Origin of the sequence: Lysobacter silvisoli (assembly GCF_003382365.1) — a bacterium.
Taxonomy (GTDB): domain Bacteria; phylum Pseudomonadota; class Gammaproteobacteria; order Xanthomonadales; family Xanthomonadaceae; genus Lysobacter; species Lysobacter silvisoli.
Map to the genome: position 1 here is coordinate 2,095,967 of NZ_QTSU01000001.1, position 24,025 is coordinate 2,119,991.

Annotated in this window: 18 protein-coding genes; 3 read left to right on the top strand and 15 right to left on the bottom strand. The window is 69.6% G+C overall.

Going from position 1 to position 24,025, the window contains the following annotated elements; translation table 11 throughout:
• Window positions 1–286: 286 nt before the first annotated feature.
• The 14 genes from DX914_RS09295 to DX914_RS09360 form a co-directional block, all read right to left on the bottom strand.
• Window positions 287–2,293 (bottom strand): alpha/beta hydrolase family protein, encoded by a 2,007-nt coding sequence (locus DX914_RS09295; protein ID WP_115858700.1) that lies wholly within the window; start codon window positions 2,291–2,293, stop codon window positions 287–289.
• A gap of 94 nt (window positions 2,294–2,387) precedes the next feature.
• On the bottom strand, window positions 2,388–3,296 hold the full coding sequence (gene rfbD, locus DX914_RS09300) for a dTDP-4-dehydrorhamnose reductase (protein ID WP_115858701.1): 909 nt from the start codon (window positions 3,294–3,296) through the stop codon (window positions 2,388–2,390).
• Complete coding sequence (gene rfbC / locus DX914_RS09305; protein WP_115858702.1) at window positions 3,293–3,850, bottom strand: dTDP-4-dehydrorhamnose 3,5-epimerase; 558 nt, start codon at window positions 3,848–3,850, stop codon at window positions 3,293–3,295. The genes rfbD and rfbC overlap by 4 nt, the downstream gene beginning before the upstream one ends.
• Window positions 3,847–4,731 carry a glucose-1-phosphate thymidylyltransferase RfbA gene (gene rfbA / locus DX914_RS09310; protein ID WP_115858703.1) on the bottom strand — a complete coding sequence of 295 codons (885 nt, stop codon included), beginning with the start codon at window positions 4,729–4,731 and terminating at the stop codon, window positions 3,847–3,849. The genes rfbC and rfbA overlap by 4 nt, the downstream gene beginning before the upstream one ends.
• A gap of 9 nt (window positions 4,732–4,740) precedes the next feature.
• A complete protein-coding gene (rfbB, locus tag DX914_RS09315) occupies window positions 4,741–5,793 on the bottom strand; it encodes a dTDP-glucose 4,6-dehydratase (RefSeq protein ID WP_115858704.1) in 1,053 nt (350 codons plus the stop codon).
• A gap of 421 nt (window positions 5,794–6,214) precedes the next feature.
• A complete protein-coding gene (locus DX914_RS09320; RefSeq protein WP_231118186.1) occupies window positions 6,215–7,411 on the bottom strand; it encodes a CaiB/BaiF CoA transferase family protein in 1,197 nt (398 codons plus the stop codon).
• Window positions 7,412–7,519: 108 nt separating this feature from the next.
• Entirely contained in the window at window positions 7,520–9,367 is a 1,848-nt protein-coding gene (locus tag DX914_RS09325) for a beta-L-arabinofuranosidase domain-containing protein (RefSeq protein ID WP_196778856.1), read from the bottom strand.
• Window positions 9,368–9,371: 4 nt separating this feature from the next.
• The gene (locus DX914_RS09330) at window positions 9,372–11,561 is read right to left on the bottom strand and encodes a formylglycine-generating enzyme family protein (RefSeq protein ID WP_115858705.1); all 2,190 of its coding nucleotides are present in this window, start codon (window positions 11,559–11,561) and stop codon (window positions 9,372–9,374) included.
• A 33-nt stretch (window positions 11,562–11,594) separates the two neighbouring features.
• Window positions 11,595–12,485, bottom strand: a complete 891-nt coding sequence (locus tag DX914_RS09335) for a ribokinase (protein ID WP_115858706.1) — start codon at window positions 12,483–12,485, stop codon at window positions 11,595–11,597.
• Window positions 12,482–13,675, bottom strand: a complete 1,194-nt coding sequence (locus tag DX914_RS09340) for a serine hydrolase domain-containing protein (protein ID WP_115858707.1) — start codon at window positions 13,673–13,675, stop codon at window positions 12,482–12,484. The genes DX914_RS09335 and DX914_RS09340 overlap by 4 nt, the downstream gene beginning before the upstream one ends.
• A gap of 130 nt (window positions 13,676–13,805) precedes the next feature.
• Window positions 13,806–16,079: a TonB-dependent receptor gene (locus tag DX914_RS09345; protein ID WP_115858708.1), complete on the bottom strand. Its 2,274-nt coding sequence runs from the start codon at window positions 16,077–16,079 to the stop codon at window positions 13,806–13,808.
• Between the two features lie 268 nt (window positions 16,080–16,347).
• Window positions 16,348–17,229, bottom strand: coding sequence for a LysR family transcriptional regulator (locus tag DX914_RS09350; RefSeq protein WP_115858709.1), 882 nt, complete (start codon window positions 17,227–17,229; stop codon window positions 16,348–16,350).
• An 80-nt stretch (window positions 17,230–17,309) separates the two neighbouring features.
• The gene (locus tag DX914_RS09355; RefSeq protein WP_231118187.1) at window positions 17,310–19,727 is read right to left on the bottom strand and encodes a sodium:solute symporter family protein; all 2,418 of its coding nucleotides are present in this window, start codon (window positions 19,725–19,727) and stop codon (window positions 17,310–17,312) included.
• A gap of 128 nt (window positions 19,728–19,855) precedes the next feature.
• The gene (locus DX914_RS09360; RefSeq protein ID WP_115858710.1) at window positions 19,856–20,704 is read right to left on the bottom strand and encodes an HpcH/HpaI aldolase/citrate lyase family protein; all 849 of its coding nucleotides are present in this window, start codon (window positions 20,702–20,704) and stop codon (window positions 19,856–19,858) included.
• Window positions 20,705–20,880: 176 nt separating this feature from the next.
• Here DX914_RS09360 and DX914_RS09365 point away from each other — a divergent pair, with 176 nt between their 5' ends.
• Together DX914_RS09365 and DX914_RS20210 are read left to right on the top strand one after the other, a co-directional pair.
• Window positions 20,881–21,216, top strand: coding sequence for a PadR family transcriptional regulator (locus tag DX914_RS09365; protein ID WP_115858711.1), 336 nt, complete (start codon window positions 20,881–20,883; stop codon window positions 21,214–21,216).
• A gap of 2 nt (window positions 21,217–21,218) precedes the next feature.
• Window positions 21,219–22,154 (top strand): hypothetical protein, encoded by a 936-nt coding sequence (locus tag DX914_RS20210; RefSeq protein ID WP_158549227.1) that lies wholly within the window; start codon window positions 21,219–21,221, stop codon window positions 22,152–22,154.
• 90 nt (window positions 22,155–22,244) lie between these two features.
• Here DX914_RS20210 and DX914_RS09375 read toward each other — a convergent pair whose 3' ends face one another.
• Window positions 22,245–23,159, bottom strand: coding sequence for an AraC family transcriptional regulator (locus DX914_RS09375; RefSeq protein ID WP_115858712.1), 915 nt, complete (start codon window positions 23,157–23,159; stop codon window positions 22,245–22,247).
• 99 nt (window positions 23,160–23,258) lie between these two features.
• Between DX914_RS09375 and DX914_RS09380 the strand changes: the two genes are divergently transcribed.
• Window positions 23,259–24,002 (top strand): SDR family oxidoreductase, encoded by a 744-nt coding sequence (locus tag DX914_RS09380; protein WP_115858713.1) that lies wholly within the window; start codon window positions 23,259–23,261, stop codon window positions 24,000–24,002.
• Window positions 24,003–24,025: the final 23 nt, after the last annotated feature.

The following is a 24,025-nucleotide window of genomic DNA, read 5'->3' on the forward strand; positions in this document are numbered from 1 at the left end:
AGCGCCGTCTTGTCCTCGAATGGGACCGTGGCCGCCAGGTAGTCGCCGTTGGGCGACAGCTTCACGTCGTTGAACTGGTCTTTCTTGATGTAGGCGTCGACGTTGACCGCCGCCAACGCGGGCACAACCAGCATCAGCCCGGCGGCGAGGGCCGCGGCGCATCCCAACTTCTTCATTCTTCCCCCTGACTCCACTACTTACGTGCCGTAAGGCACCCAGGCCCCCCAAACGGCTGCGGCCACCCGAAGGTGGCCGCAGATTACCGCTTCCCAAGGGCGGGCGAAACTCAGTTCGCCTTGCTCGCGCTGCCCACGTTGACCTTGCCGCCGATGTGGCGGTCGAAGAAGTTCAGCATCTCGGTGTAGAGGCGCTGGTTGTTCTCTTCCTTGTAGAAGCCGTGCATTTCGCCGGACTGGATGATCATGCCTTCCGGCGGGTTGCCGGCGGCGATCAGGGCCTTGTTCATGTTCTCGGTGTTCTCCGGCGGGCAGCGCGGGTCGCGGGCGCCGGCGGCCAGGTAGACCGGGATCTTGAACTTGTCGGCGTGCTTGACCGGCGACATGGCGTCCTGCTCGGCCTTGGTCTTGCCGAAGGCGCGGGCCATGTAGCGGCGGCCCGATTCGCGCTCGGAGGTGTCGCTCTTGGTCAGCTGCACGTCCATGTCGTAGGCGCCGACGTAGCCGAACGCGCACTTGAACAGCTTCTGGTCGATGGTCGGCGCCATCAGCGAGGCGTAGCCGCCGAAGCTGCCGCCGTAGATGCACACCCGGTTGCCGTCGGCGTAGCCCTGGTCGATGGTCCACTTGGTGGCGTCGATGATGTCGTACATGATGCCGGTGCCCCAGGTGCCGTAACCCTTGTCCTGGAACGCCTTGCCGAAGCCGCCCGAGCCGCGGTAGTTGATCTGCATCACCAGGTAGCCGCGGCTGGCCAGCAGCTGGGTTTCCCAGTTGAACGCCCAGTCGTCGCGCGGGCCCATCGGGCCGCCGTGGACGTTGACGATCATCGGCAGGTTCTTGCCGTCCGAGCCGTTGGGGATGGTCAGGTAGCCGTGAATCTTCAAGCCGTCGCGCGTGGTCAGCGAGAACGGCTTGACCGTGGCCATCTTCTTCGGGTCCAGCCACTTGCGGCCCTGCATCAGAAAGCGGGCCTTGCCGGTGTCGCGGTCGTACAGGTACAGCTCGCCGGGGTTCTTGTCGCTGACCACCGAGACCACGATCTTCTTGCCGTCCTTGGTGGCGCTGGAAAAGCGCACCAGCTGGCCCGGGAAGGCGCCGGCCAGGGAGGCGTAGATCTCGGCATCGGCGTGCTTGTCGTCGACCATGGTCACGCGCGGCGCTCCGGCCTCGGTGATCACGCCCAGGATGTTCTCGCCGTCGGCCGAGGTGATGTAGCCGGCCGGGTCGGAGACCGGGTCTTCGAACAGGGTGTTGAAGTTGCCGGTGGCCGGGTCGATGGTGCCCAGCGCCTCGGGCTTCTTGCCGTCGCTCTGGTTGGCGTAGATCAGGCCATCGGTGGAGGTGCCGATCACGCTCAGGTGCTTGCCCGAGCTCTTGGAGCTGTTGACCAGGGTCCACTTGCCGTCGTCGCCGCGGCGGTACAGCTCGTTCTGGCTGTCGAAATTGCCCTGCGCGTCCTCGTCGTCGTAGCAGATCGCGAAGCGCGGCGCCTTGCTGGCGTCCAGGGCGATTTCGCAGTTCTCGCGCGGCGCGCGCGCCAGCGACTTGCGCCGGCCGGTCAGGGTGTCGAACAGCACCAGCTCGGTGCCCACGCCTTCGCTGGAGCGCGGCGAGGTCACGGTCATGATCACGTTGACGTCGTCGTCGGGCAGGGTGTCGAGCAGCTGGAAGCGCTCGTTGCCGACCTGCTTGCCGCGCTGGGTGGCGTCGCGGGTGCCGTAGAACACCAGCGGGCGCGGCTGGCTGCCGTCGGCATTGACGCCGTACCACTCGCCGGTGCCGAAGGGCTGCGCGTAGCGGCCCAGCTTGCGCACCGAATTGAAGATCAGGCGCTCCGGGCTGACCCACTCGAACTGACCCACGCTCTTCTCGTCGGGCAGCTGGTTGACCTTGACCAGGCTCAGGTCCTTGGTGCGCAGCACGGTCAGCACGTCCTGATCGCCGCGGTCCACGGTCATCGCCAGGTACTCGCCGGTGGGCGAGATCTTGGCGCCGCTGTAAGTCGGGTGGCGGACGAAATCGGCGATGGTGGGCGCGCCCGCAGGCGTGTCCGCCGCGTGTGCCGAGGCCGCGCACAGCGCAAGGCCCAGCACCGCGAGGTGCAGCTTCTTCATGAAGTTATCCCCTAAAACGACGCGAAAAATACGGCTCGCGCCTAGCCTACCTCATCCAACGGTTTGGGGCATCCGGCCCCCTACCGTCACCGGATCAGGCGCCAGGCTTTGCCGAGTCTGGCGCCAGGGTTGCGTCCAGGGCATCGCGCCAATCGGGGAAACGCAGGCCGTAATCGGCCTGCAGGCGCGCGGTGTCGAGCACGGAGTACGCGGGGCGCTGCGCGCACGTGGGGTAATCGGCGGTGGTGATGGGGTGCACCGTCGGCCGGCGCGGGATCAGGCCCAAGGCATAGGCGCGGTCGAAGATGGCTTCGGCGAAACCGTGCCAGGTGGTTTCGCCCGCGGCCACCAGGTGGCGCACCGCCGGCGCGGCGATGCCCTGGCGCAGGATTTGCGCGCTGGCGTCGGCGATCAGCCAGGCCGGCGTCGGGCAGCCGCGCTGGTCGGCGACCACGCGCAGTTCGTCGCGCTCCGCGCCCAGGCGCAGCATGGTGCGCAGGAAGTTGCCGCCATGGGTGGCGTAGACCCAGGCGGTGCGCAGGATCAGGTGACGCGCGCCGCTGGCCGCGATTTCCTGTTCGCCGGCCAGCTTGCTGGCGCCGTATACGCCCAGCGGCGCGGTCGGGTCGTCCTCGCGGTAGGGGCGCGTGCCGCTGCCGTCGAAAACGTAGTCGGTGGAGTAATGCAGCAGCGCCGCGCCGCGCGCGGCGCAGGCGCGCGCCAGCCGGCCCGGCCCTTCGGCATTGGCGCGGAACGCGGCCTCGCGCTCGTCTTCGGCACGGTCCACCGCGGTGTAGGCGGTGGCGTTGACCACCACGTTCGGCGCGACCCGCGCGAGCAAGGGTTCGATCGCGTCGAAGTCGGTCAGATCCAGTCGCTCGCAGGCGCTGCCGTCGCCCAGCTCGCCGCTGCGCGTGGTCACGGTCAGCTCGCCCAGCGGCGCCAGGCTGCGGCGCAGTTCGTGGCCGACCTGGCCGTTGCCGCCGAGCAGCAGCAGCCTCACGGCGCGTATACCGGCAGGCGGTCCTCGCTTACCTCGGCCAGCAGCGGCGCGCGCGCATCCTTGTCCGACAGCGAAGGCTCGCTGACCGGCCAGTCGATCGCCAGCGCCGGGTCGTCCCAGCGGATGCCGGCATCGGCCTTGGCGTCGTAGGTGGCGGTGCACAGGTAGGTGAACACCGCGCGTTCGCTGAGCACGCAGAAGCCGTGGGCGAAACCTTCCGGTATCCAGAAATGGCGCTTGTTCTCGGCGCTGAGCAGCACCGCGGTCCAGCGGCCGTAATGCGGCGAACCGCGACGGATGTCCACCGCCACGTCCCAGACCTCGCCCTCGATCACCGACACGTACTTGCCCTGCGGATTGGGCCATTGGTAGTGCAGTCCGCGCAGCACGCCGCGCGCCGACGAGGACACGTTGCCCTGGACGAAGTTAGGGCTCAGGCCGTGCGCGGCCAGCTTGTCGCGGTTGAACGACTCGAAGAAGTAACCGCGCGCATCGCCGAACACCTGCGGTTCGATCACCACGCAGCCCGGCAGGTCGGTTTCGATCAGCTTCACGGCACGAACCCGCGCTTGGCCAGGCCCAGCAAGTATTGGCCGTAGCCGTTCTTGGCCAGCGGCGCGGCCAGTTCGGTCAGGCGGTCGGCGTCGATCCAGCCGTTATTCCAGGCGATTTCCTCGGGGCAGCAGATGCGCAAGCCCTGGCGCGCCTCGATGGTTTCGATGAAGTTCGACGCTTCCAGCAGCGACTGGTGGGTGCCGGTGTCGAGCCAGGCGTAGCCGCGGCCGAGCTGCTCCAGGTGCAGCGAGCCCTCGTCCAGGTAACGCCGGTTGAGATCGGTGATCTCCAGCTCGCCGCGCGGCGAGGGCTTGAGCTCGGCGGCGAAATCGCTGGCGCGGCCGTCGTAGAAATACAGGCCGGTGACCGCGTAGTTGGAACGCGGCTGCGCGGGCTTCTCTTCCAGCCCGATCACCCGGCCTTCGCCGTCGAATTCGGCGACGCCGTAGCGCTCGGGATCGTTGACCCAGTAGCCGAACACCGTGGCGCCCTGCTCGCGTTCGTCGGCGCGCTTGAGCATGGCCGTGAGGCCAGGCCCGTGGAAGATGTTGTCGCCCAGCACCAGGCAGCTGGGGCCGCCGGCGAGGAACTCGCGGCCGATCAGGAAGGCCTGCGCCAGCCCGTCGGGGCTGGGCTGCGCGGCGTACTCGATGTTCATGCCCCAGCGCGAGCCGTCGCCGAGCAGGTGGCGGAACAGCGCCTGCTCGTGCGGGGTGTTGATGATCAGCACGTCGCGGATGCCCGCCAGCATCAGCACGCTGAGCGGGTAATAGATCATCGGCTTGTCGTACACCGGCAACAGCTGCTTGCTGATCGCCTGGGTGATCGGATACAGCCGGGTGCCGGAGCCGCCGGCCAGGATGATGCCCTTACGGTTCATGGAAAGTCCTCAGGCCTGGCCGATGCGCTCGAGACGGTAGCTGCCGTCCAGCACGCGTTGCACCCAAGGCTGGTGCTCCAAATACCAGTCCACGGTACGCGCCATGCCCTGCTCGAAGGTCACGGTCGGCGCCCAGCCCAGTTCGCCCTGCAGCTTGGACGCGTCGATCGCGTAGCGGCGGTCGTGGCCCGGGCGGTCCTTGACGTAGGTGATCAGCGATTCGCGCGCGCGGCCGTCGGCCAGCGGGCGGCGTTCGTCCAGCAGCTTGCAGATGGTCTTGACCACCACGATGTTCTGACGCTCGGCGTCGCCGCCGACGTTGTAGGTCTCGCCCAGGCGGCCGGCTTCGAGCACGCGGCGGATCGCGGCGCAGTGGTCGCCCACGTACAGCCAGTCGCGCACGTTGAGGCCGTCGCCGTAGACCGGCAGCGGCTCGCCGGCCAGGGCCTTGGCGATGATCAGCGGGATCAGCTTTTCCGGGAACTGGTAGGGGCCGTAGTTGTTCGAGCAGTTGGTGGTCAGCACCGGCAGCCCGTAGGTGTGGTGGAAGGCGCGGACCAGATGGTCGGACGCGGCCTTCGATGCCGAGTACGGCGAGTTCGGCGCGTAGGGCGTGGTTTCGCTGAACTTGCCGCTGTCGCCGAGGCTGCCGTAGACCTCGTCGGTGGACACGTGCAGGAAGCGGAACGCGTCCCGGCCGGGCGCATCCAGCGACTTCCAGTAGTCGCGGCTGCATTCCAGCAGGCTCAGCGTGCCGACCACGTTGGTGTGGACGAAGGCGGCCGGGCCGTCGATGGAACGGTCGACGTGGCTTTCGGCAGCGAAGTTGATCACCGCATCGGGGCGGTGCTCGGCGAGCAGGCGCGAGACCAGCGCGGCGTCGCCGATGTCGCCCTGCACGAACACGTGGCGCGCATCGCCGTCCAGCACGGACAGGGTGTCGAGGTTGCCGGCGTAAGTCAGCGCGTCCAGGTTCACCACCTTGACGCCGCGCTGCACCGCTTCGAGTACGAAATTACCGCCAATGAAACCGGCGCCGCCGGTGACCAACCAAGTAGACACTCAGACACTCCCTGAAAGAAGAACCATGCGTACGTGCGCCGCCGCGGCCCGCACTCCTTGTGGCGGGCGCCGGGACGATACGACAGCCAAGCTGAAAGCCGCCGTCACGCCCCGCCCGGCCGCGCCTGCTGCGCCACCGGGTCGTGCAACCGCATGATTCTAATACTTTCGTTAAGACGATTAGGGTTGCGACCCGAGCCCTGACACAGGGCATTGGGCCAGCAAAAACCGTCTCGTTCAGGCAGTGGGGATCACGCAAACCCTTGTCTGCAAAGGCAGATTGCGCCTCGCCTCAGTGGAAAAGGCGTGCCATTCTGAACAGCACGGTCGCGGTACGGACCAGACCGATGGCACGAGCTGGGCCGCAGTCGGCCGACGGATCGTGATTGGGTTCACACCGCAGGCGTGCCAGCGGCGAGATTCAGCCCTGCGCGTCCCGCGCCGCCACCGCCGCCTTCACCGCCTCGGTGTCCTGCCCCAGCATCGGCGCGGCGAACGGCGCCGGCCCCGGGGTGCGGCCGAATTTGATCGACTGCGCCACCGCGCGGTAGCGGCCGACCTGCGGGTGCTCCAGCGTGCCGACGATGCCTTCGGCCAGCACCTGCGGATGCTCGAACATGTCCTCGATGCGGCGCGCGGCCGCGCACGGCACCTCGTCGCCGAACAAGGCCTCCCATTCCGGCGCGCCGCGTTGCGCCAGCGCCTGGTGCAGGCGCGGCACGATCTCGGCCGCGTGTTCGGCGCGCTTGCGCACGCTGTCGTAGCGCGGATCGGCGGCCAGCGCGTCCAACCCGGTCTTGGCGCACAGCGCCTTCCAGAAGCGCGGGGTGTTGGCGGAGATGTAGATGTGGCCGTCACGGGTGGGATGGATGCCGGTGACGCCGCCCGAACGCATGTCGCGGCCGATGTCCAGCGACTCGCCTTCGGCCCAGATCATCCGCGCCGATTGCATGGTCAGCGCGCTGCGCAGCAGCGACACGCCCACGAACTGGCCCAGGCCGCTGCGCTCGCGTTCGTACAGCGCCGAGGACACGCCCGCGGCCAGCAAGGCGGCGGTGTAGTAGTCCACGACCGAGCCGTAAATGATTTCCGGCGGCCCGCCGCGGCGTCCCTGCAGTGCGCACATGCCGGTCATGGTCTGCAGCACCTGGTCGTAGCCGGCCTTGTCCTTCATCGGGCCGGTCTCGCCATAGCCGGTCACCGCGCAATAGATCAGGCGCGGATTGATCAGCTGCAGGCGTTCGAAATCGATGCCCAGCCGCGGCGGCACGCCGGGGCGGAAGTTGTGCACCAGCACGTCGGCGTCGCGGACCAGGCGCAGCAGCACGGCGTGGTCGGCGGCCTGCTTGAGGTCCAGCACGATGCCGCGCTTGCTGCGGTTCACGCCCAGGAAGGCGCGGCTTTCGCTGGGCAGGGTCGAAGGGTATTGGCGCAGGTTGTCGCCGTCGGGCGGCTCGATCTTGATCACCTCCGCGCCCTGGTCGGCCAGCAGCGCACAGCCGTAGGGGCCGGCGATGTAGGCGCTGAGGTCGAGCACGCGCACGCCGGCCAGCGGACCGCCGGGACTGCGCGCGGCGGCGGGCTCAGGCGGAAAGGCGTCCATACGCTGCGCGTCCATGAGGTTCCTGACGGGGGTCTGCGGTCACTGTGCGCCGCGCTGCGGCAAAGAAACAGGCAGGCGGCATAGGTTCTGACGCCACAAAATCTTGCTTGGTGCCGCCGCGATTCACGGCGACGGCTCCGGCGCCAGGCCCATCCAGGTCAGGCGCCAGGCGCCGTCGACGCGGCCGCCGGCGGCGTAATACGGCGCGAACACCAGCGGCTCGCGCCGCAGCGGCCGCAGCACCAGGGTCGGCAGGCCGTCCAGCGGTTCGCCCGGCGCCAGCCAGTCGCGCTGCGGCAGGGCCGGCAGCTTCAGCGTTTCCTCGGTCTTGTAACCGTCGATCAGCGTGGTGGCGTAAACCAGCGGGCCGTAGGTGAGGCCCAAGTATTCGTAGCGCAACACTTGCTGCTGCACCTGACTGCCGTCGGGCGCGCGCGACTCCTGCACGTTGCGGTTGAGCGCGCGGTGGGTGCGCGGGGCCATCGGGAATTCGGCCAGCACTTCATCGCCGTCGCGCCAGACGCGTTCCAGCACCCATTCGCTGCCGGGTGCCGCGGCGGCGGCGCCCTCACCCGCCATGGCGACGCTCGCACCCTCGGCCCACGACGGCACGCGCAGCTTCAGCGCGAAGCGGGCCGGGCCGTCCACGCCGATGCGCAGGCGCACGCGGCCGTCGAAGGGGTAGTCGGTGATCTGCTGCAGACGCACGCGTCCCGCGCCGGGCAGATCCAGCATCGCCTCGCCCGGCCCGTACACGCGCACGGCGACCGTGGCCTCGCCCTCGCAGGCATAGGCGATCGCCGGCAACTCCTCCAGCGCCATCGCGCCGCTGGATTTGCAGCAGCGCCAATACGTGGTGTGCACGCGGCGCCCGTTGGGGAACACGTAGTAGCACCAGTCCTCGCCATTGGGGGCCTGCGCGGCGAGCAGGTCGTTGTAGGCGGAGCGCTCGATCTCCTCGGCGTACACTGGCTCGCCGGTGATGGCCAGCAGTTCGCGGTTGAGCTGGATCCAGGCCAGAGTCGAGCAGGTTTCCACGTAGCCCTGCGGATTGAACGCGCCCGGCGCGTTGAACACCTCGCGCGAGCGATGGGCGACGCCGCCCCAAGGTCCGCCGCCCAAGGTGAGGTGGCGTTCGCGGATGCTGCGCCACAAACCCAGCACCGCCTCGCGGTAGGCGGGCACGCCGGTCGCGCGGTGCAGCTTGGCCAGGCCGACCAGATTCCAGGCCAGTTGGTAGGCCTTGCCCGTCGCGATCTCGGCCGCGTCGGCGCCGGCCAGCGCGCGCGGCAGCAGCGCCAGTTCGGGGTGGCGGTCGGCCTGGACCAGGACGTTCAGCCCCAGATCCAGGTAGCGCCGCTCGCCGGTGGCGAAGTAGAGCTCGGCCGCGGGGTCCATCAGCACCGTCGCCGACAGGCCGTGGTGGTTGCCCAGATCGGTGATGTCGATGCCCTGGTCCAGCGCCTGCGCGCACAGCTCGCCGATGCGGCGCGCGGCCTGCAGATAGCGCGGTTCGGGGAAGTGGCGGTGGATCTCCAGAAACCCCAGGATCAGATACGCGTGGGTCCAGATGTCCCAGGTGCGCACGCTGGGCGCGCCGTCCCAGCTCACCGGCTTGGGCGGCTGCTTGCGCATGAAGCGGCGCTCGGGGGCGTAGGTGCCCAGGTAGCCGTCGTCTTCCTGGGTCGAGACCAGGAAATCGGCGACGCGGCGCAGGCGCGCCAGCAGCGCGGCGTCGCCGGAGCGCGCGGCGGCCTTGGCCGCGGCGACCATCCATTTGCCGGCGTGCTCGCCGTACCAGTCGCCTTCGCGATTGGCCGCGCGCGCGGCCGGTGCGAACAACGCGATCGCGGGGCTGGTTTCGTCGACGATGAAATGCGACAGGCGGCCATTGAGGTTGGCCGACAGCGCTTCGCCGAGCAGACCCTGCAGCTGCACGTCCACGCGCGGTTCGTACTTGGAATCGGTCATGCGCTCAGCCCGCGTCCACGACGCAGCGGAAGCCGATGCAGCCCGAGCGGTCCTTGCTCGGCGCCATCAGCAGGTACTTGCCGTGCTGGTCCAGGCGATAGGCCTGGGGGAAATACCAGTGCGAGGTCTGCGGCTGGTAGCTGCTGCCGCCGCGCAGGATCGCCGCGCGCGTGTGCTCGTCGTGGTACTCGTCGGTCCACTGCCAGACGTTGCCGACCAGGTCGAGCACGCCGTAGGGGCTGGCGCCTTGCGGGTGCGCGTCGACGTCGTCGGGCGCGCGCAGGCGGCGGCCGCGGTTGGGCGCGGGCACCGCGTCGGCGCGCCAGTCGTCGCCCCAGGGGTAGCGGCGGCCGTCGCCGCCCTGCGCGGCGTACTGCCATTCCCATTCGCGCGGCAGGCGCTTGCCGGCCCAGTGCGCATAGGCGCGCGCGTCCTCGATCGAGACCCAGGTCACCGGCTTGCGCTCCCAGCCCGGCGGCGGCGCCCCGTCGACCCAGTCGCGCAGGTAGTTGTGGGCGTCGCGCGGGCGGTAGCCGCTGGCCTGGACGAAGCGCAGGTACTGCGCGTGGGTCACCGGCGTGCGGTCGATATGGAACGGCGTCATGCGCATGCGCCGGCGGTGATGGCGGCGCGCGCTGGGCTCCCAGGGGTATTGCACGTCCACGCCGTCCCAGGTCTGGCCCTCGATCTCGACGCCGCCGACGATGAAATCGAAATCGCCACCGGGGACCGCGATCATGTCCTCCGGCGCTTCGGCCGCGGGCGCGGTACGCTCGATCGGCAACAACTGCTGCGGCAGCGCGCGCCATTGCGCGGAGTAGTCGCGCAGCGGCGTGGCCGCCTGCGCGGCCATGCGCGCGAGCAGATCGTCCAGGCCTGCGAGCGTGGCGCCGGGCGCCAGCGCGGCGACCGCGCCGAAGCCGCGGCCTTCCAACGCGAACTCGAACACCGCGCGCTCGCCGTCCAGCCGCGGCGACAGCGGCACGCCGTTCCAGACGTCGTAGTAGCGCGCGCCGTCCGTATGCGGCACCGACAGCTGCTCGCCGCCTACCTCGTACTCGTTGCGGTTCACCAGCGTCCACAGGGTGACGCCCTCGCGCGGGAAGCGGCTGGCGAACACGCCGGCCTGCAGAGTGCGCTCGTAGGGTCGCCAATCGGGGCTGACCATGCAGGCGGCGAAGCCGCGCTCGATCGCGGCGATGCGGCGCAGCGATTCGGCGTCGCGCGGCGTGAGCTGGTTCCACAGCCCCCAGATGTTCTCCCAGGCGTTGTAGCCCACGCCGTTGAAGAAGATGTACTGCAGGTCGTGGTTGCGGTCGCGGCCCCAGCGGTTCTCGTAGTTGATCATGTGGCGCGGTTCCAGCCACTTGAACTTGGCCACCGGCGGCACGACTTCGTTGGGCGCCTTCTTGCCCCAGCTCTGCACGTTCCAGATCAGGGCCTCCTCGGCGCTGATCGTGGATTCGGGCTGCAGCACCACCGGGTGGCCCAGCGCGTCGCAGGCGTCGAAGAACGCGCGCGGCACGCCGTTGTAGGTGTCGCCGTTGATGCCGTCGGCGCCGACGGCGACCACCAGCTCGGCGATGGACTCCCAATCCTGGCGGCCGTCGTCGCGGGTGCCGTTGTCCCAGGGCATGGTCGGCAGCAGCACGCGCACGCCGCGACGGTGGAAGTCGGCGATCGCGCCGCGCAGGCCCTCCAGGCCGCCGGGCAGGTCGCCGGCCAGGTCGAACTGGTTGCGGTCGTCGATGCCGATGTTCGGGTAGACGTGCCAGATCAGCACGCTGTCGATGCCGCCGTAGCGGCGCTCCAGGTCGTCCAGGTAACGGTCCACGGTGTAGCGGCCGGCGACGGGATCGTAGAAGTAGCGGTCCTCGGCCATCATCTGCGCATGGACGAAGTTGCGCTGCGCCCACTGCAGTTCGGGGCGGCGGTAATGGCGGTCGTCGTAGCCGATGCGGATCAGGTGCTCGCGGCGCCAATCCACCAGCTCGGCGATCCAGTCGTCGACGCTGCCGTCCACGTCCATCTTCCAATGGCCGATCTCGGCGAAGGGCCAGCCCGGCGCCTTGCCCGGCAGCGGCAGGTAGCGCTGCGTGGTCACGTGCGAAAACTTGTACTCGTGGCGGACCACGCGGCGTTCGTCGCCGTCGTCGCGCCGCGTGTCGTGGGGGGAATCGGGCGTGGGGCTCATGGCAGGGTTCGCAGGGGAGGTGTCGGTAAGGACTCAGGCCGTGGCGGCGGCGAGCAAGGCATCGACCTCGGCGCGGCTGGGCACGCTGGTCTGCGCACCGGCGCGGGTGCAGGCCAGGGCCGAGGCCGCACTGGCGCGGCGCAGCGCCGCAGCGCCGTCCTCGCCCGCGGCCAGCGCCGCCGCCAGTGTGCCGCAGAACGTGTCGCCGGCGGCGGTGGTGTCCACGGCGACCACGGCGAACGCGTCCTGGCGCCAGCGGCGGCCGTTCAGGCGTGCGCAGCAGCCGCGTGCGCCCAGGGTCACGATCACGTTGGGCACGTCCAGGCGGTCCAGCGCGGCATCCACGTCGCCATCGACGCCGGTCAGCACGGCCAGTTCGCCTTCGTTGACGACCAGCACGTCGACCGCGGCCAGCAGTTCGGCGGGCAGGCGCTGCGCGGGCGCGGCGTTGAGCACGACCTGCACGCCGGCCGCGCGCGCGGCCCGGGCCCAGGCCGTAACGGTCGGCAACGGCGTTTCCAACTGCAACAACAGATGGCTGACGCCCTCCAGTGCGGGCAGATGCTCGGGACGCAGCGCGGCGTTGGCGCCGGGGGCCACGGTGATCGCGTTCTCCCCCGCGTCGGACACGCAGATGAAGGCGGTGCCGGTGGCGCCGCGCACGCGCAAGGCGTGCAGGCGCACACCGGCATCGCGCAGCGAGGCTTCGATGGCGGCGCCGTGGCCGTCGTCGCCGAACGCGGCCAGCAACCGGGTGGGCGCGCCGCCCGCATGCGCGCAGGCCACCGCCTGGTTGGCGCCCTTGCCGCCGGGATAGGTGGCGAAGTCGTAGCCGAGCACCGTTTCGCCGGGCGCCGGCACATGCGCGGCGCGGACCACGAAATCCAGATTGGCCGAGCCGGCCACCAGCACCGCGCCGCTCATGGCGTCAGCCCCTGGTAGACCAGCGCGTAGTAGCGCTTGGCCAGGCGCGGCAGGTCGGCGCGGTCCTCGCGCGGCAGGTGCTGCAGCATCAGGATCGCGAGCATCCGCTCCTGCGGGTCGATCGTGTAGCTGGTGGACGCGGCGCCGGACCAGCCGAACTGGCCGACCGACCCGAGCTGGCCGCGTCGCGCGGGGTCCAGCACCACGTAGCCGCCCAGACCGAAGCCCTCGGCGTCGCTGTATTGGTTCACCGGCGGGTCCAGCATGGTCAGGTGGTTGCGCAGCATCAGCTCGACGGTCTTGCGGCCCAGCACCGTGTGGCCGTCGAGCCGACCGCCGTTCAACAGCATCTGGCAGAAACGCGCGTAATCGCCGGCGGTGGAGTACAAGCCGCCGGCGCCGCTGGGGTAGGCGTTGAGCGGCGCGCCGGGTTCGCGCGCGCTGGGACCGTCGTCCAGGCGCAGCTTGCCGTCCGCGCCCATCGTGGTGATGTCGACCACGCGCGAGCGCTGCGCCGCGGGCACGTTGAAGCCGGTGTCGCGCATGCCCAGCGGCGCGAACAGGCGCTGTTGCAGGAAGGCCTCGAAGCTCTGCCCGCTGCGGACTTCCACCAGTCGCGCCAGCACTTCGGTGGCCGCACCGTCGTAGCCGAAACGGGTGCCCGGATCGGCGGCCAGCGGCGCGCGGCTCAGGCGCTCTACGAAGCCACGCAGATCGCGGGCGCCATGCGGGTCCGCGAGCGTCTGCGCGCGTCCTGCGGCCTCGTCGCCAGGCCGGCCAGCAGGAAATCCAGCGGTGTGGGTAAGCAGATGGCGCAGCGTGATCGGCCGCTGCGCGGGACGCGCCACGGCGCCGCCGGCCAGCACCTGCGGGGCCTCGAATTCGGGCAAGTAGCGCGAGACCGGATCGTCCAGCGTGAGCCTGCCCTCCTCCAGCAGCATCAGCACCGCCACCGAGGTCACGGTCTTGCTCATCGAGTAGATGCGGAAGATGTCGTCGCGCCGCAAGGGTTCGCTGCGCGCCAGATCGCGATAGCCGTAGGCGCTCCAGTCGACGACGCGGCCGTTGCGCGCGATCAGGACCACGCCGCCCAGGTAGCCGTCGGCACCGGTGGCCTCGCGCATGAACGCGTGCAGCCGCTGCAGGCGCTGCGCGGAGTAGCCTTGCCGTTCCGGCGCGGCGACCGGCAAGGACGCACCCTCGCCCGCTCGCGCCGCCGGTCCGGCGCAGGCCAGGGCCAGCAGCGTCAGGAAAAAAACGCCGCTGCGGACACGGGAATCCGCAGCGGCCAGTCGAGGGTGATGCGCCACGTCGTACGTTTCAGAACTTGATCGTGTGGGTGAGCGAGATGGTGCGGCCGCGGCCGGCCCAGTAGTTCTGGAAGCCGCCCGGCGGCTGCGACCAGCTCAGGATGTACTGCTTGTCCAGCAGGTTCTCGATGCCGAGCGAGAACTTGCCCCAGCGCTCGGTCTCGTAGTTGAAGCCCAGGTCGAACAGGGTGTAGCCCTCGGTCTTCTCGGTGAAGCTGAAACGCTGGCCGTCGAAGGGTCGCACGTCGGTGCCGTTGAGCGTGCGCGAGAACAGCGTGGTCGCGCCCAGGGTGATGTCGCCGCGCGGCACGAAGTTCCAGGTCACCGACCAGGCGAACTTGTCCGGGTTGATGTCGAGCACGCCCATGGGCCGGTTCAGGCCGCCAGCCGGATAGCGGCCGGCCGCGTCGGCGGACCAGAACGAGGTCTTGCCGCGGGTGTGCGAATACACCGCGCTGACCTTCCAGGCCTCGTTGAAGCGGTAGTCGCCGGCCAGCTCGTAGCCCTTGATCCGCACCGGCGCGCGCAGCAGCACGAAGTCGTTGGTGACCGGGTCGATCGACAGCGATTGGCCGAAGTCGGACTTGGAGTCGTAGTGCGAGGCGCTCAGCGAACCGCGCTCGCCGCGCCAGTTGAAGCCGAACTCGGTGTTGTCGACCACGATGGCATCCAGATCGAGGATGTCGCCCACGCCGATCGCCGGATCGCCCGGGCAGCCGTCGGGCTTGTTGTCCAGCGGATCGTTCGGGCACTGGATGTTGCGCAGCGGGATGCCGACGTTGGCCAGGGTGAAGCCCTCGCCGTAGGAGCCGAACACCGAGAAGGTCTCGTTGATGCGCCAGACGATGCCGGCGTTGACCAGGTTTTCCTGATAGTCGACGGTGCCGCCGTTGACGAAGCGGCGGTCGCGGAACCAGGTGGTGGTGTAGTCGTCCACGTGCAGCTCGCCGTCCTCGCGGCGGATGCCGCCGCTGAGGGTGACCGGGCCCACGTCCCAGGACAGCTGCAGCCACGGCGCCTGGCTCTTGTACTCCATCGGCGGCACCCAGATGCGGTTGGTCAGCGCCAGCCGCTGCTGCGCGGTGTCCTCGACCAGGTCCAGGCCCACGCGCAGTTCCAAGCCGGAGACCGAGAACAGCGACGGCCGCGTCCACGAGCTGCGCAGGCCCTTCTTGTTGGTCACGATCTCGGACTGGTCGTAGATCGTGCCGATCGGCGCGATCAGAGGATCCTGGCGGTCGGAGGTGTTCTCCACCAGGTAGCGCATGGCCTGGTCGGCCTTGTAGGCGTTGATCAGCAAGGTGCCGCCGCCCAGGTCGAAATGGCTGTAGCTGAGCTGGTATTGCTTGAAGTCGTTGAACGCGGCCTTGGAACCGAAGATCTGGCCGCGCTCGGAGGTGTTGGTGCGGGTCGCGCCGCACAGCGCGAACTCTTCCGGCCGGCAGCCCAGCACCTGGATGTAGTTGGCCTTGCCCTCGATGCGGAAGTGGCTGAACGAGCCTTCCACGCGCTGGTTGCCGTCGGTGCCGAAGTTGTAGCCGGCCTTGAGGAACAGGTTGCGGGTTTCCGAATCGGCCACCGAGCCGCTGGTGTTCATGCCGATGCGGCGGCCGTTGCCGTCGTAGGTGATGCCGCGGTCGATCATGGCCGCGCTGGCCAGCATGTCGAAGTCGCCGGACTTGCGGGCGAAGTTCAGCCCCACCTTCCAGCCGTCGCTATCGTCTTCGAACTGGGTGGTGTAGCGCGTGGTCAGGGTGAACTCGTTGCCTTCCTTGCTGGGAATGGCCGAAAGATAATTGATGATGCCGCCGGCCGCGCCGATGCCCTCCGACGCGGACGGGCCGTTGATGACCTCGATGCGGCCGACGATGCCCATGTCGGTGAAGGTGGCGTTGCGGGTACCCTCGCGCAGCGGCGAGCCCTGCGGCACGCCGTCGAACAGGCGCAGGGCCACGCGGCCGCGCAGGTTCTCGCCGGTGTTGCTCATCGCCTGCGAGGACTCGGCGTAGCCCGGCACCGAGCGCGCCAGCACCGCGGTGGCGTCCTCGGTCAGCACCAGGCTGCGCTGCACCTCCTCTTTCGACACCAGGGTGATCGCGCCGGGGATCTTGTCCACCGCCTTGGGGCTGCGCGTGCCGGTGACGACGACGCCGTCCAGGTCGACCGCCGAGGGATCGGTTTTCTCGCTGTCTGCGACCGCTTCGGCGTCCTGCGCGCGGGCCTGGCCGGAGATGGCGGACAGCAGCAGGATGCTGCCGATCGCGGCGGTAAGTGGCTTGACCATGTCGTGTCTCGTGATGGATGCGGATGGCGGCGGGCGTGCCGGTGTCTTCGGTTCTGCCCGCGATCGGTGTTGGGTGCGTCCGCGCTGTTCGCGCTGAGCCTGGACCACGCCCCCCGACGTGCCGGCCCGTCCATTGGATTTCGAACGAGCCTATGCGCAAGGCCGCGCTCATAGAACCGCCGCGGACTATGTTCAGAGACTAGGTTTTGTTGCTTGAGTGCGCAGGAAAAATATTGCGGCGCAACATGCGCCCGCGATACGGCGACGCTCAGGCCTTCTGCGCCTGCATCGCCTTGCGGCTTTCCTGCAGCAGCACCGTGACCAGACGCACGCGCACGCTGGAGCGCGACCAGACGATGCCGATGCGGCGCGTGGCGGTGGCGTCGGGCAGCGGGAGGCGCACCAGGTTCAGGCCCTCCGGCCAGGGCTTGGCCCAGTCGGGCACCAGCGACACGCCCAGGCCGCGGTCCACCATCACCGCGATCGCGTTGAGCGCGTTCAGTTCGAAGCGCTCGCGCGGCACGATGTTGGCCGCGCGCAGGTACTCGTCGGCCTGGCGGCCGCCCCACTGGTTGCGGTCGTAGCGGATCAGCGGCTCGCTCGCCAACAATTCGCGCGGATCGCGTCCGGCCATGGAGGCGGGCGCCAGCACGATCAGCGGCTCCTCGCGCAGCAGCTGCCATTCGCAGGTCTTGGGCAGCGGGAACGGCGCCTGCAGCACCACCGCCGCGTCCAGGTCGCCCTTCTCCACCGCGTGGTAGAGGTCGGCCGAATAGCCGGGCTTGATGAACACGTTGATCTGCGGAAAGGTCTCGACCATGCGCGCGAGCACGTCCGGCAGCATGCCGGCCAGCGCGGTCGGGCAGGCGCCCAGGCGCAATTCGCCCGAGACGTCGCTTTCGTTGGCCACGCTGCGCAGGTCCGACACGCTGCGCAGCAGCTCGCGCGTGCGCGGCAGGATCCGCGCGCCCTCTTCGGTGACGCTGACGGTGCGGCCCACGCGCGCGATCAGCGGCGCGCCGATCTCGCGCTCCAGGGTGCGGATCTGCTGCGCCACCGCGGCCGGGGTGATGCCGAGCACGCGCGCGGCCGCGGCCATGGAGCCCTGGTCGACGACGGTCACGAAGGTGTTGAGGAACTGGGTTTCCACGGCGGCTCGCGGGCTGGATCGGGCAACGCTACCTCAGGCGGGAGGGGCGGACCACGTCCGTTGGTCACTCTTCGGTGCGGTCAGACGTCCGAACGGCCTTGCAGCGGCATCGGCTCGGCCACCGCCGGCTCGCTGCCGCGCTTGCGCCGGTAGATGGTCAGGCCTTCCAGCGACTGCGACGGCGGCGGGAACGCATAGCTAGCCAGGTAGCCGATCACGATGCACAGCGCGATCGAGATCGCCAGGTAGTAGTAGGGGTGCACCGCGCGCAGGGTCCAGATGCCCAGGGTCAGCACGATGCTGCCGGCGATGCCGATGGCCACGCCCTGCCAGTTGGCGCGGCGGGTGAACATGCCCAGGGTGTAGGCGCCGGCGAAGCCGCCGCCGAGCAGGCCGGCCAGCTCGATCGACACGTCGAACAGCGAATGGATATCGAAGCGCGACAGCAGCAGCGCGGTGCCGATGCCGACCAGGCCCACCACCACGGTCATGATCTCGGCGAAGAACACGCTCTGCTTGGGCGTGCGGTTCTTGGCCAGCTTCTCGTAGAAGTCCACCGAGATCAGCGTGGCCACCGAGTTCATGATGCCCGACAGCGTGGCCATGGCCGCGGCGAAGATGCCGGCGATGATCAGTCCGGTCACCCCCACCGGCAGTTCGGCGGCGATGAACATGGGGAAGGTCGCGTCGATCGGCAGCAGCGGATTCATCCGCTCGGGGAACGAGCGGTAATAGGCGAACAGCGCGGTGCCGATGGTGTAGAAGATGATGCCGCCGGGAATCATGATCGCGGCGAAGGCCCAGATCGAGCGCCCGGCCTCGCGGTCGGACTTGGTCGACAAGGTGCGCTGCATCAGCACCTGGTCCTTGGGGAAGGTCAGCACCACCTCGAACAGCACCAGGAAGATGAAGCCCCACACCGTGGCCTTGGTCAGGTCGAAGCTGAAGTCGAAGGTGTGCATCTTGTTCTCGGCCATGGCGGTGGACCAGAACTCGCCGAAGCCGCCCTTCAGGCTCCAGATCATGAACACGATCGCGAACACCGCGCCGCCCATCTTCACGATCACCTGGACGAAATCGGTCCAGATCACCGCCTTCATCCCGCCCATGGCGGTGTAGACGATGGTGAAGCCGCCCATCAGCAGCACGCTCCAGAACACGCTGATGCCGGTGATGGTGGCGATGGCCAGCGCCGGCAGGAACAGGATCACGCTCATGCGGCTGCCGATCTGCACAAAGATGCACAGCGCGCTGGCGAGCATGCGGATGGACGGGTGGAAGCGCGTCTCCAGGTAGGAGAACACCGACATCAGGTCCAGCCGGCGCAGCAGCGGCACGATCCACACCGCCACGAACATCAGCCCGAACACGGCGATGATGTTGTTGGCCATGTACTGCCAGTTGGTCTCGAAGGCCTTGGCCGGGATGGCGATGAAGCTGATCGAGCTGGTATTGGCCGCGTACAGGCTGATGCCGGCCGCCCAGAACGGAATGCTGCGGTTGCCGACGAAGAAGTTGGCGGTGGAGCCGCGCTTCTCGCGCAGATAGAAGTACAGGCCGATGCCGATCATGCCGGCCAGGTAGACCACGATCACCACCCAATCCAGCCAGTGCAGGCGCAGCTTGCTGGACTGCACCTGGGCGGCGGTGAAGGCGCTGCCGCCGGGCGCGGCGCGCGCCCACACCAGGCCGTCGGTCCAGGCCGCCGAGCGCGTGGCGGCCACGGCCTGCGCACCGGGCAAGATGGCCCAGGCGGCGGTCACGGTCTGGTAGGTCTGCACGCGCGCGGGCGCGTCGGCGGCGGCCGCGTCGCGCACCAAGTACAGGATATGCGCCTGCCCGGTGGCGCGGCCGGAGCCCGGCACCAGCCGTCCCGGCACGGTGCTGGGACGGGTCCAGCCCCTATCGGCCGACCAGCGCAGCACGCGCTCGCCATCGGCCTCGGGCACCACCGCGAACAGCGCGCGGGTCTGCGCCACCAGCGACAGCGCGGGCGCGCCGCCGGGCCACAACGTCATCGCGGTCCAGTGCGGGCGCTCGTCGGCGAAGTCCAGACGCAGCAGGCGGCCGTGACCGTCGGCGCCGCGGCCGCTGAGGTAGAAGCTGTCGGCGGACAAGGCCCCGCGCGGATCGTGCAGCGCCTCCGGCAACGGCGGCAGCTTCTGCAGGTTCAACGCACCGTCGCGGATGCCCAGTTGCGCCACGCCCCGCACCGCGCGGTCCGCGCCTTGCGCGAGCAGCGCATACGCGCGCTTGCCGTCCTCGACCACGGCGACCACGTCGGCCGGCTGGGCATCGGCCGGCCAGCGCAGCGGCGTCCAGGCGCGCGCCCCCTCCTCCAGCGACCAGGCACCGTCGGCCGCGACCGCGAACGCGCGGCCATCCACGCGCGCCAGTCCTGCCAGCGGCGCGCGATGCTGCAGCGCCGGCAGTTCGGTAGGACGCACCGGGGTGAGCGCCTCGGCATGCAGCGGGCCCACGGTGGCCAGCAGCAGCAAGCACCCCAGCGCGCCCGCACATCGCCGGGCGGTCGCGCTGCGGTGGAGGCGCGTCGCAACCCCGGGCGCGAACCGGCCGTCGCGGACCAGCCGCGACAGAAAACCGCGTATACCGCCCTGCCCCGCGCTCACGGCCGGCCCGCCGTGGCCAGCAGCGCTTGCGCGCGCTTGAGGAAAGGCGCATCGATCATGCGGCCGTCGACCACGAACACGCCGCGGCCCGGCGCCTGCGCCGCGGCCTCGACGATGCGCCGCGCCGAGGCCAGTTCGGCTTCGGTGGCCGCGAACACGGCGTTGGCCAGCGCGACCTGGCGCGGATGCACGCAGGTCTTGCCCAGAAAGCCCAGCCGCCGCGCCATCAGCGCTTCGGCCCGGTAGCCGTCCTCGTCGTCCAGATCGGCGTAGGCGCCGTCGAGCGCGAACACGCCCGCCTGCGCGGCGGCCATGCGCAGGGCGAACATCGCCGCGTGCACGTTGGCGCGATCGCGCCGGTCCACGCCTTCGGGTTCGAACAGGTCGCCCAAGCCCAGCTGCAGGCCGGCCACGCGCGGATGCGCGGCGGCGATCTGCGCTGCGGCGGCCAGCGCGCGCGGGGTTTCGATGTTGACCAGCAAGCCGATCGGCCGCTGCACGCCGTTGTCCGACTCCGCCGCTTCGATCGCGCGCACGGCCGCCTGCAGCGCTTGCGCCGATTCGATCTTGGGCAGATTGAGCAGGCTCGTGCCGGCGCAGGCTACGGCCGCGATGTCGTCGGCGAACCAGGGCGAGTCCGGCGCATTGACGCGCACGATCGCGGTCTTGCCCGAAGCGGCGACCGCGTCGCTGGCCACGAACTGCGCCACCGCGGCACGCGCGGCGTCCTTGCGCTCGGCCGCCACCGCGTCTTCCAGGTCGAACGACAGCGCGTCCGCCGGCCCGGCCAAGGCCTTGGCGAACAGTTCCGGCCGCGCTCCGGGCACGAACAATTTGCTACGCATGGAACGGCCGGGCCTGGGTGCGCTGGGTCATGGCCGCAGTGTGCGCCAAGGGAAAGAGTGCGGGCGCACAGTCCGGCCAGTTTCAAACGATAGGTTTTGTATCGACCGCCGCCCTCCCGGCCGGCTCGGCGACGGCCCTGTTGACTTACTGTGCAGTGCACAGTACTGTGCGCCACATGGTCGACTCAGACGCCTACGCCAAGCTCGAACTGGAACTGCGCCGCGGCGTGGTGGTGCTGGCCACGCTGTCGCAGCTGCGCAGCCCGCGCTACGGCTACGAGCTGCGCCAGGCCCTGGCCGACAAGGGCATGCCGATCGAGGAAGGCACCCTCTACCCCCTGCTGCGCCGGCTCGAAACCCAGGGCCTGCTGCAGAGCGAATGGCGCACCCAGGACGGCCCGCCGCGGCGCTACTACGCGCTCAACGCCAACGGCCGCGCGCTGCTGAAAAAACTCACCCTGGCATGGCAAGGCATGAACGACGCCATGCACCGACTCCTGCTGGAGGACTGACGATGAACGCCCAGGAAGTGATCGAGTCTTACGTCGCCGACGTGGCCCTGCGGTTGCCGCGCAAGCAGCGCAGCGATGTGGCCTTCGAACTGCGCATGCTGTTGAACGAGGAACTGCAGGCCAAGGCCGACGCCGCCGGTCGCGAGGCCGACGCCGACATGGCCATCGCGCTGGCGCGCGCCTTCGGCCGGCCCGGCGACGTGGCCGCGCGCTACCGACCCACGCTGACCATCATCGACCCCGAGGACGGCCGCAGCTTCCTGCGCGCGACCGTCATCGGCATGGCTGCGATCTGGGGCCTGGGCCTGCTGCAGAAGCTGGGCCAGCCGATGGACACGACCGGCCAGGCGCTGGGCGCCATCGGCCAATGGCTGGGCGGCACCGTGGTCGGCTCGCTGTGGTGGCCGGGCGTGCTGGTGGTGGGCTTCGCCATGGCCGCCTGGTCGCGGCGGCGCTCGCCCGACAGCGCCGCGACGTGGACGCCGCGCGCGGCCGATCACCTGCCCGGCGGGCGCGCTGCGATGGTGCTGGGACTGATCGGCATCGTGCTGGGCATCGCCGCGATGCTGGAGCCGCGCTGGATCCTGGACCTGTTCTGGGGCGGGCGCGCGGCGCCGGCCGCGTACGAGGCGCTGACCTACACCGACACCTTCCGCCAACGCCAAGGGCCGGTGCTGTTGCTGCTGGTGCTGTTCAATGTTCCGATGCTGCTGATCGCCATCGCGCGCGGTCGCTGGCCGGCGTCGCTGCAGCGCATGCAGTGGGTGCTGACGCCGCTCACTTGCGCGGCGATGCTGTGGACGGTGTTCGACGGCCCGATGATGATGACCGACCGCAGCGACAGCGTCGCCAAGTTCTGCCTCGCGGTCATCGCCGCCATCAGCCTGATCGACGTGGCGGTGAAGGCCGTCCGCAAGGTCAAGCCGGCGCCGAACTGAGCGGCGCTCGCGCTCTGGCGAGGTGCCCGAACCATTTTCCCCACGCGGCCGCCTGCGCTCGAACCGCTCCGCCGGCCGCGCTTTTGCCTGTCACGACTTCGCCAGGCTCGCCGCGGCTTGCGCATAACGGCTGGGCGGCCGGCCCACCTGGCGGCTGAAGGCCGTGCTGAAGGCGGCGCTGGAGCCGTAGCCCACGCGTTCAGCCACCTGGGCGACGTTGAGCTCGCCGCGGCGCAGCAGGTCCTTGGCGATTTCCATGCGCCAGCGCAGCAGGTATTCCATCGGCGCCACGCCGACGATGCGGCTGAAGCGCTCGAAGAAGCTGGAGCGCGACAACGCCGCATGCCTGGCCAGCTCGTGCACGCTCCACGCGTGCTCGATGCGTGCATGCAGCTGCTTCAACGCCGGCGCCAGGCGCTCGTCGCCCAGGCCGCGCAGCAGGCCCGGCGGCGCGTCGCCGCTGCTGCTGGCACGCATGGCTTCGATCAGCAGCATCTCGACCAGGCGGCTGAGCATGTACTCGTTGCCCGGCTGCCGCTGTTCGTATTCTTCGCCGACCATCTGCACCAGCAGCATCAGCCGCTGCGAGCCGCGCACGTGGACCACGCGCGGCAGCAGCGACACCAGCAGCCCGGCGTCGGCGGTGTCGAAGGCGAATGCGCCGCCCAGCGAGCGCATGTCCGGCGGCCCCTGCTGTTCGCCGTGGCGGCGCTCGCCGTCGCCGCCGGGCACCCGCTTGGGATCGATGAACACCGGCGGCGCCGGCACGAAGCTGGACAGGGTGAAGGCCGGCGTCGTCGGCAGCAGGACGAAGTCGCCGGCGGCGATCGCGATCGGCGCCTCGCCGTCCACGGCCAGGCGGCAGCTGCCCTCCAGCACGATGCAAAAGCCGGGCTGGCCGTATTCGGAGTAGCGCACGGCCCAGTTGCCCTTGCCGCTGATCGGATTGGCCAGCACCGCGCGCGGGCGCAGCAGTCGCACCACGTCGGATAAGGGATCGGCCATACCGGACTCTGGATAATATTATTAGGACTATACGCTATCGATCATCCAGCCATCGCCCCCTAATGTTCGCTCCGAGTCCCTCACCCCTTGGAGCTACACATGAAGACCGCACTGATCACTGGCTGCTCCTCCGGCTACGGCCTGGAGACCGCCCGCCACTTCCTCGCTCAGGGCTGGAAGGTCGTCGCCAGCATGCGCACGCCCCGCCACGACCTGCTCCCCGCCTCCGACCGCCTGCAGGTGCTGGAGCTGGACGTGACCCGTGCCGACAGCATCGCCCGCGCCCTGACCGCGGCCGGCCCCATCGACGTGCTGGTCAACAACGCCGGCATCGGTCTGTTCGGCGCGTTCGAGGCCACGCCGATGACCACCGTGCGCGAGATCTTCGAAACCAACACCTTCGGCACGATGGCCCTGTGCCAAGCCGTGTTGCCGCGCTTCCGCGAGCGCCGCGGCGGCACCATCGTCAACGTGACGTCCAGCGCGGTGCTGGCGCCGTTTCCGCTGGTCGCCGCCTACACCGCCAGCAAGACCGCCATCGAAGGCTTCACCGCCTCGCTGGAACACGAACTCCGGCCTTTCGGCGTGCGGGTCAGGCTGGTCCAGCCGGGTTACGGCCCCAGCACCGGCTTCACCGCCAACGGCCAGCAACGCATGCAGGGTCTGATCCCGCACGCCTACGAGGCCTACGCGCAGGAGGTGTTCGCGTCGATGGCCGACCTGCGCGCCCACACGCACGAAAGCGACGTGGCCACAGCGGTGTGGCACGCGGCCCACGACGCCTCGGACCGGCTGCGCTACCCGGCCGGCGCCGACGCCGTGGCCCTGGCCGGCGCGGCCTGAGCCCCTCGACCCGAGACCCGCCG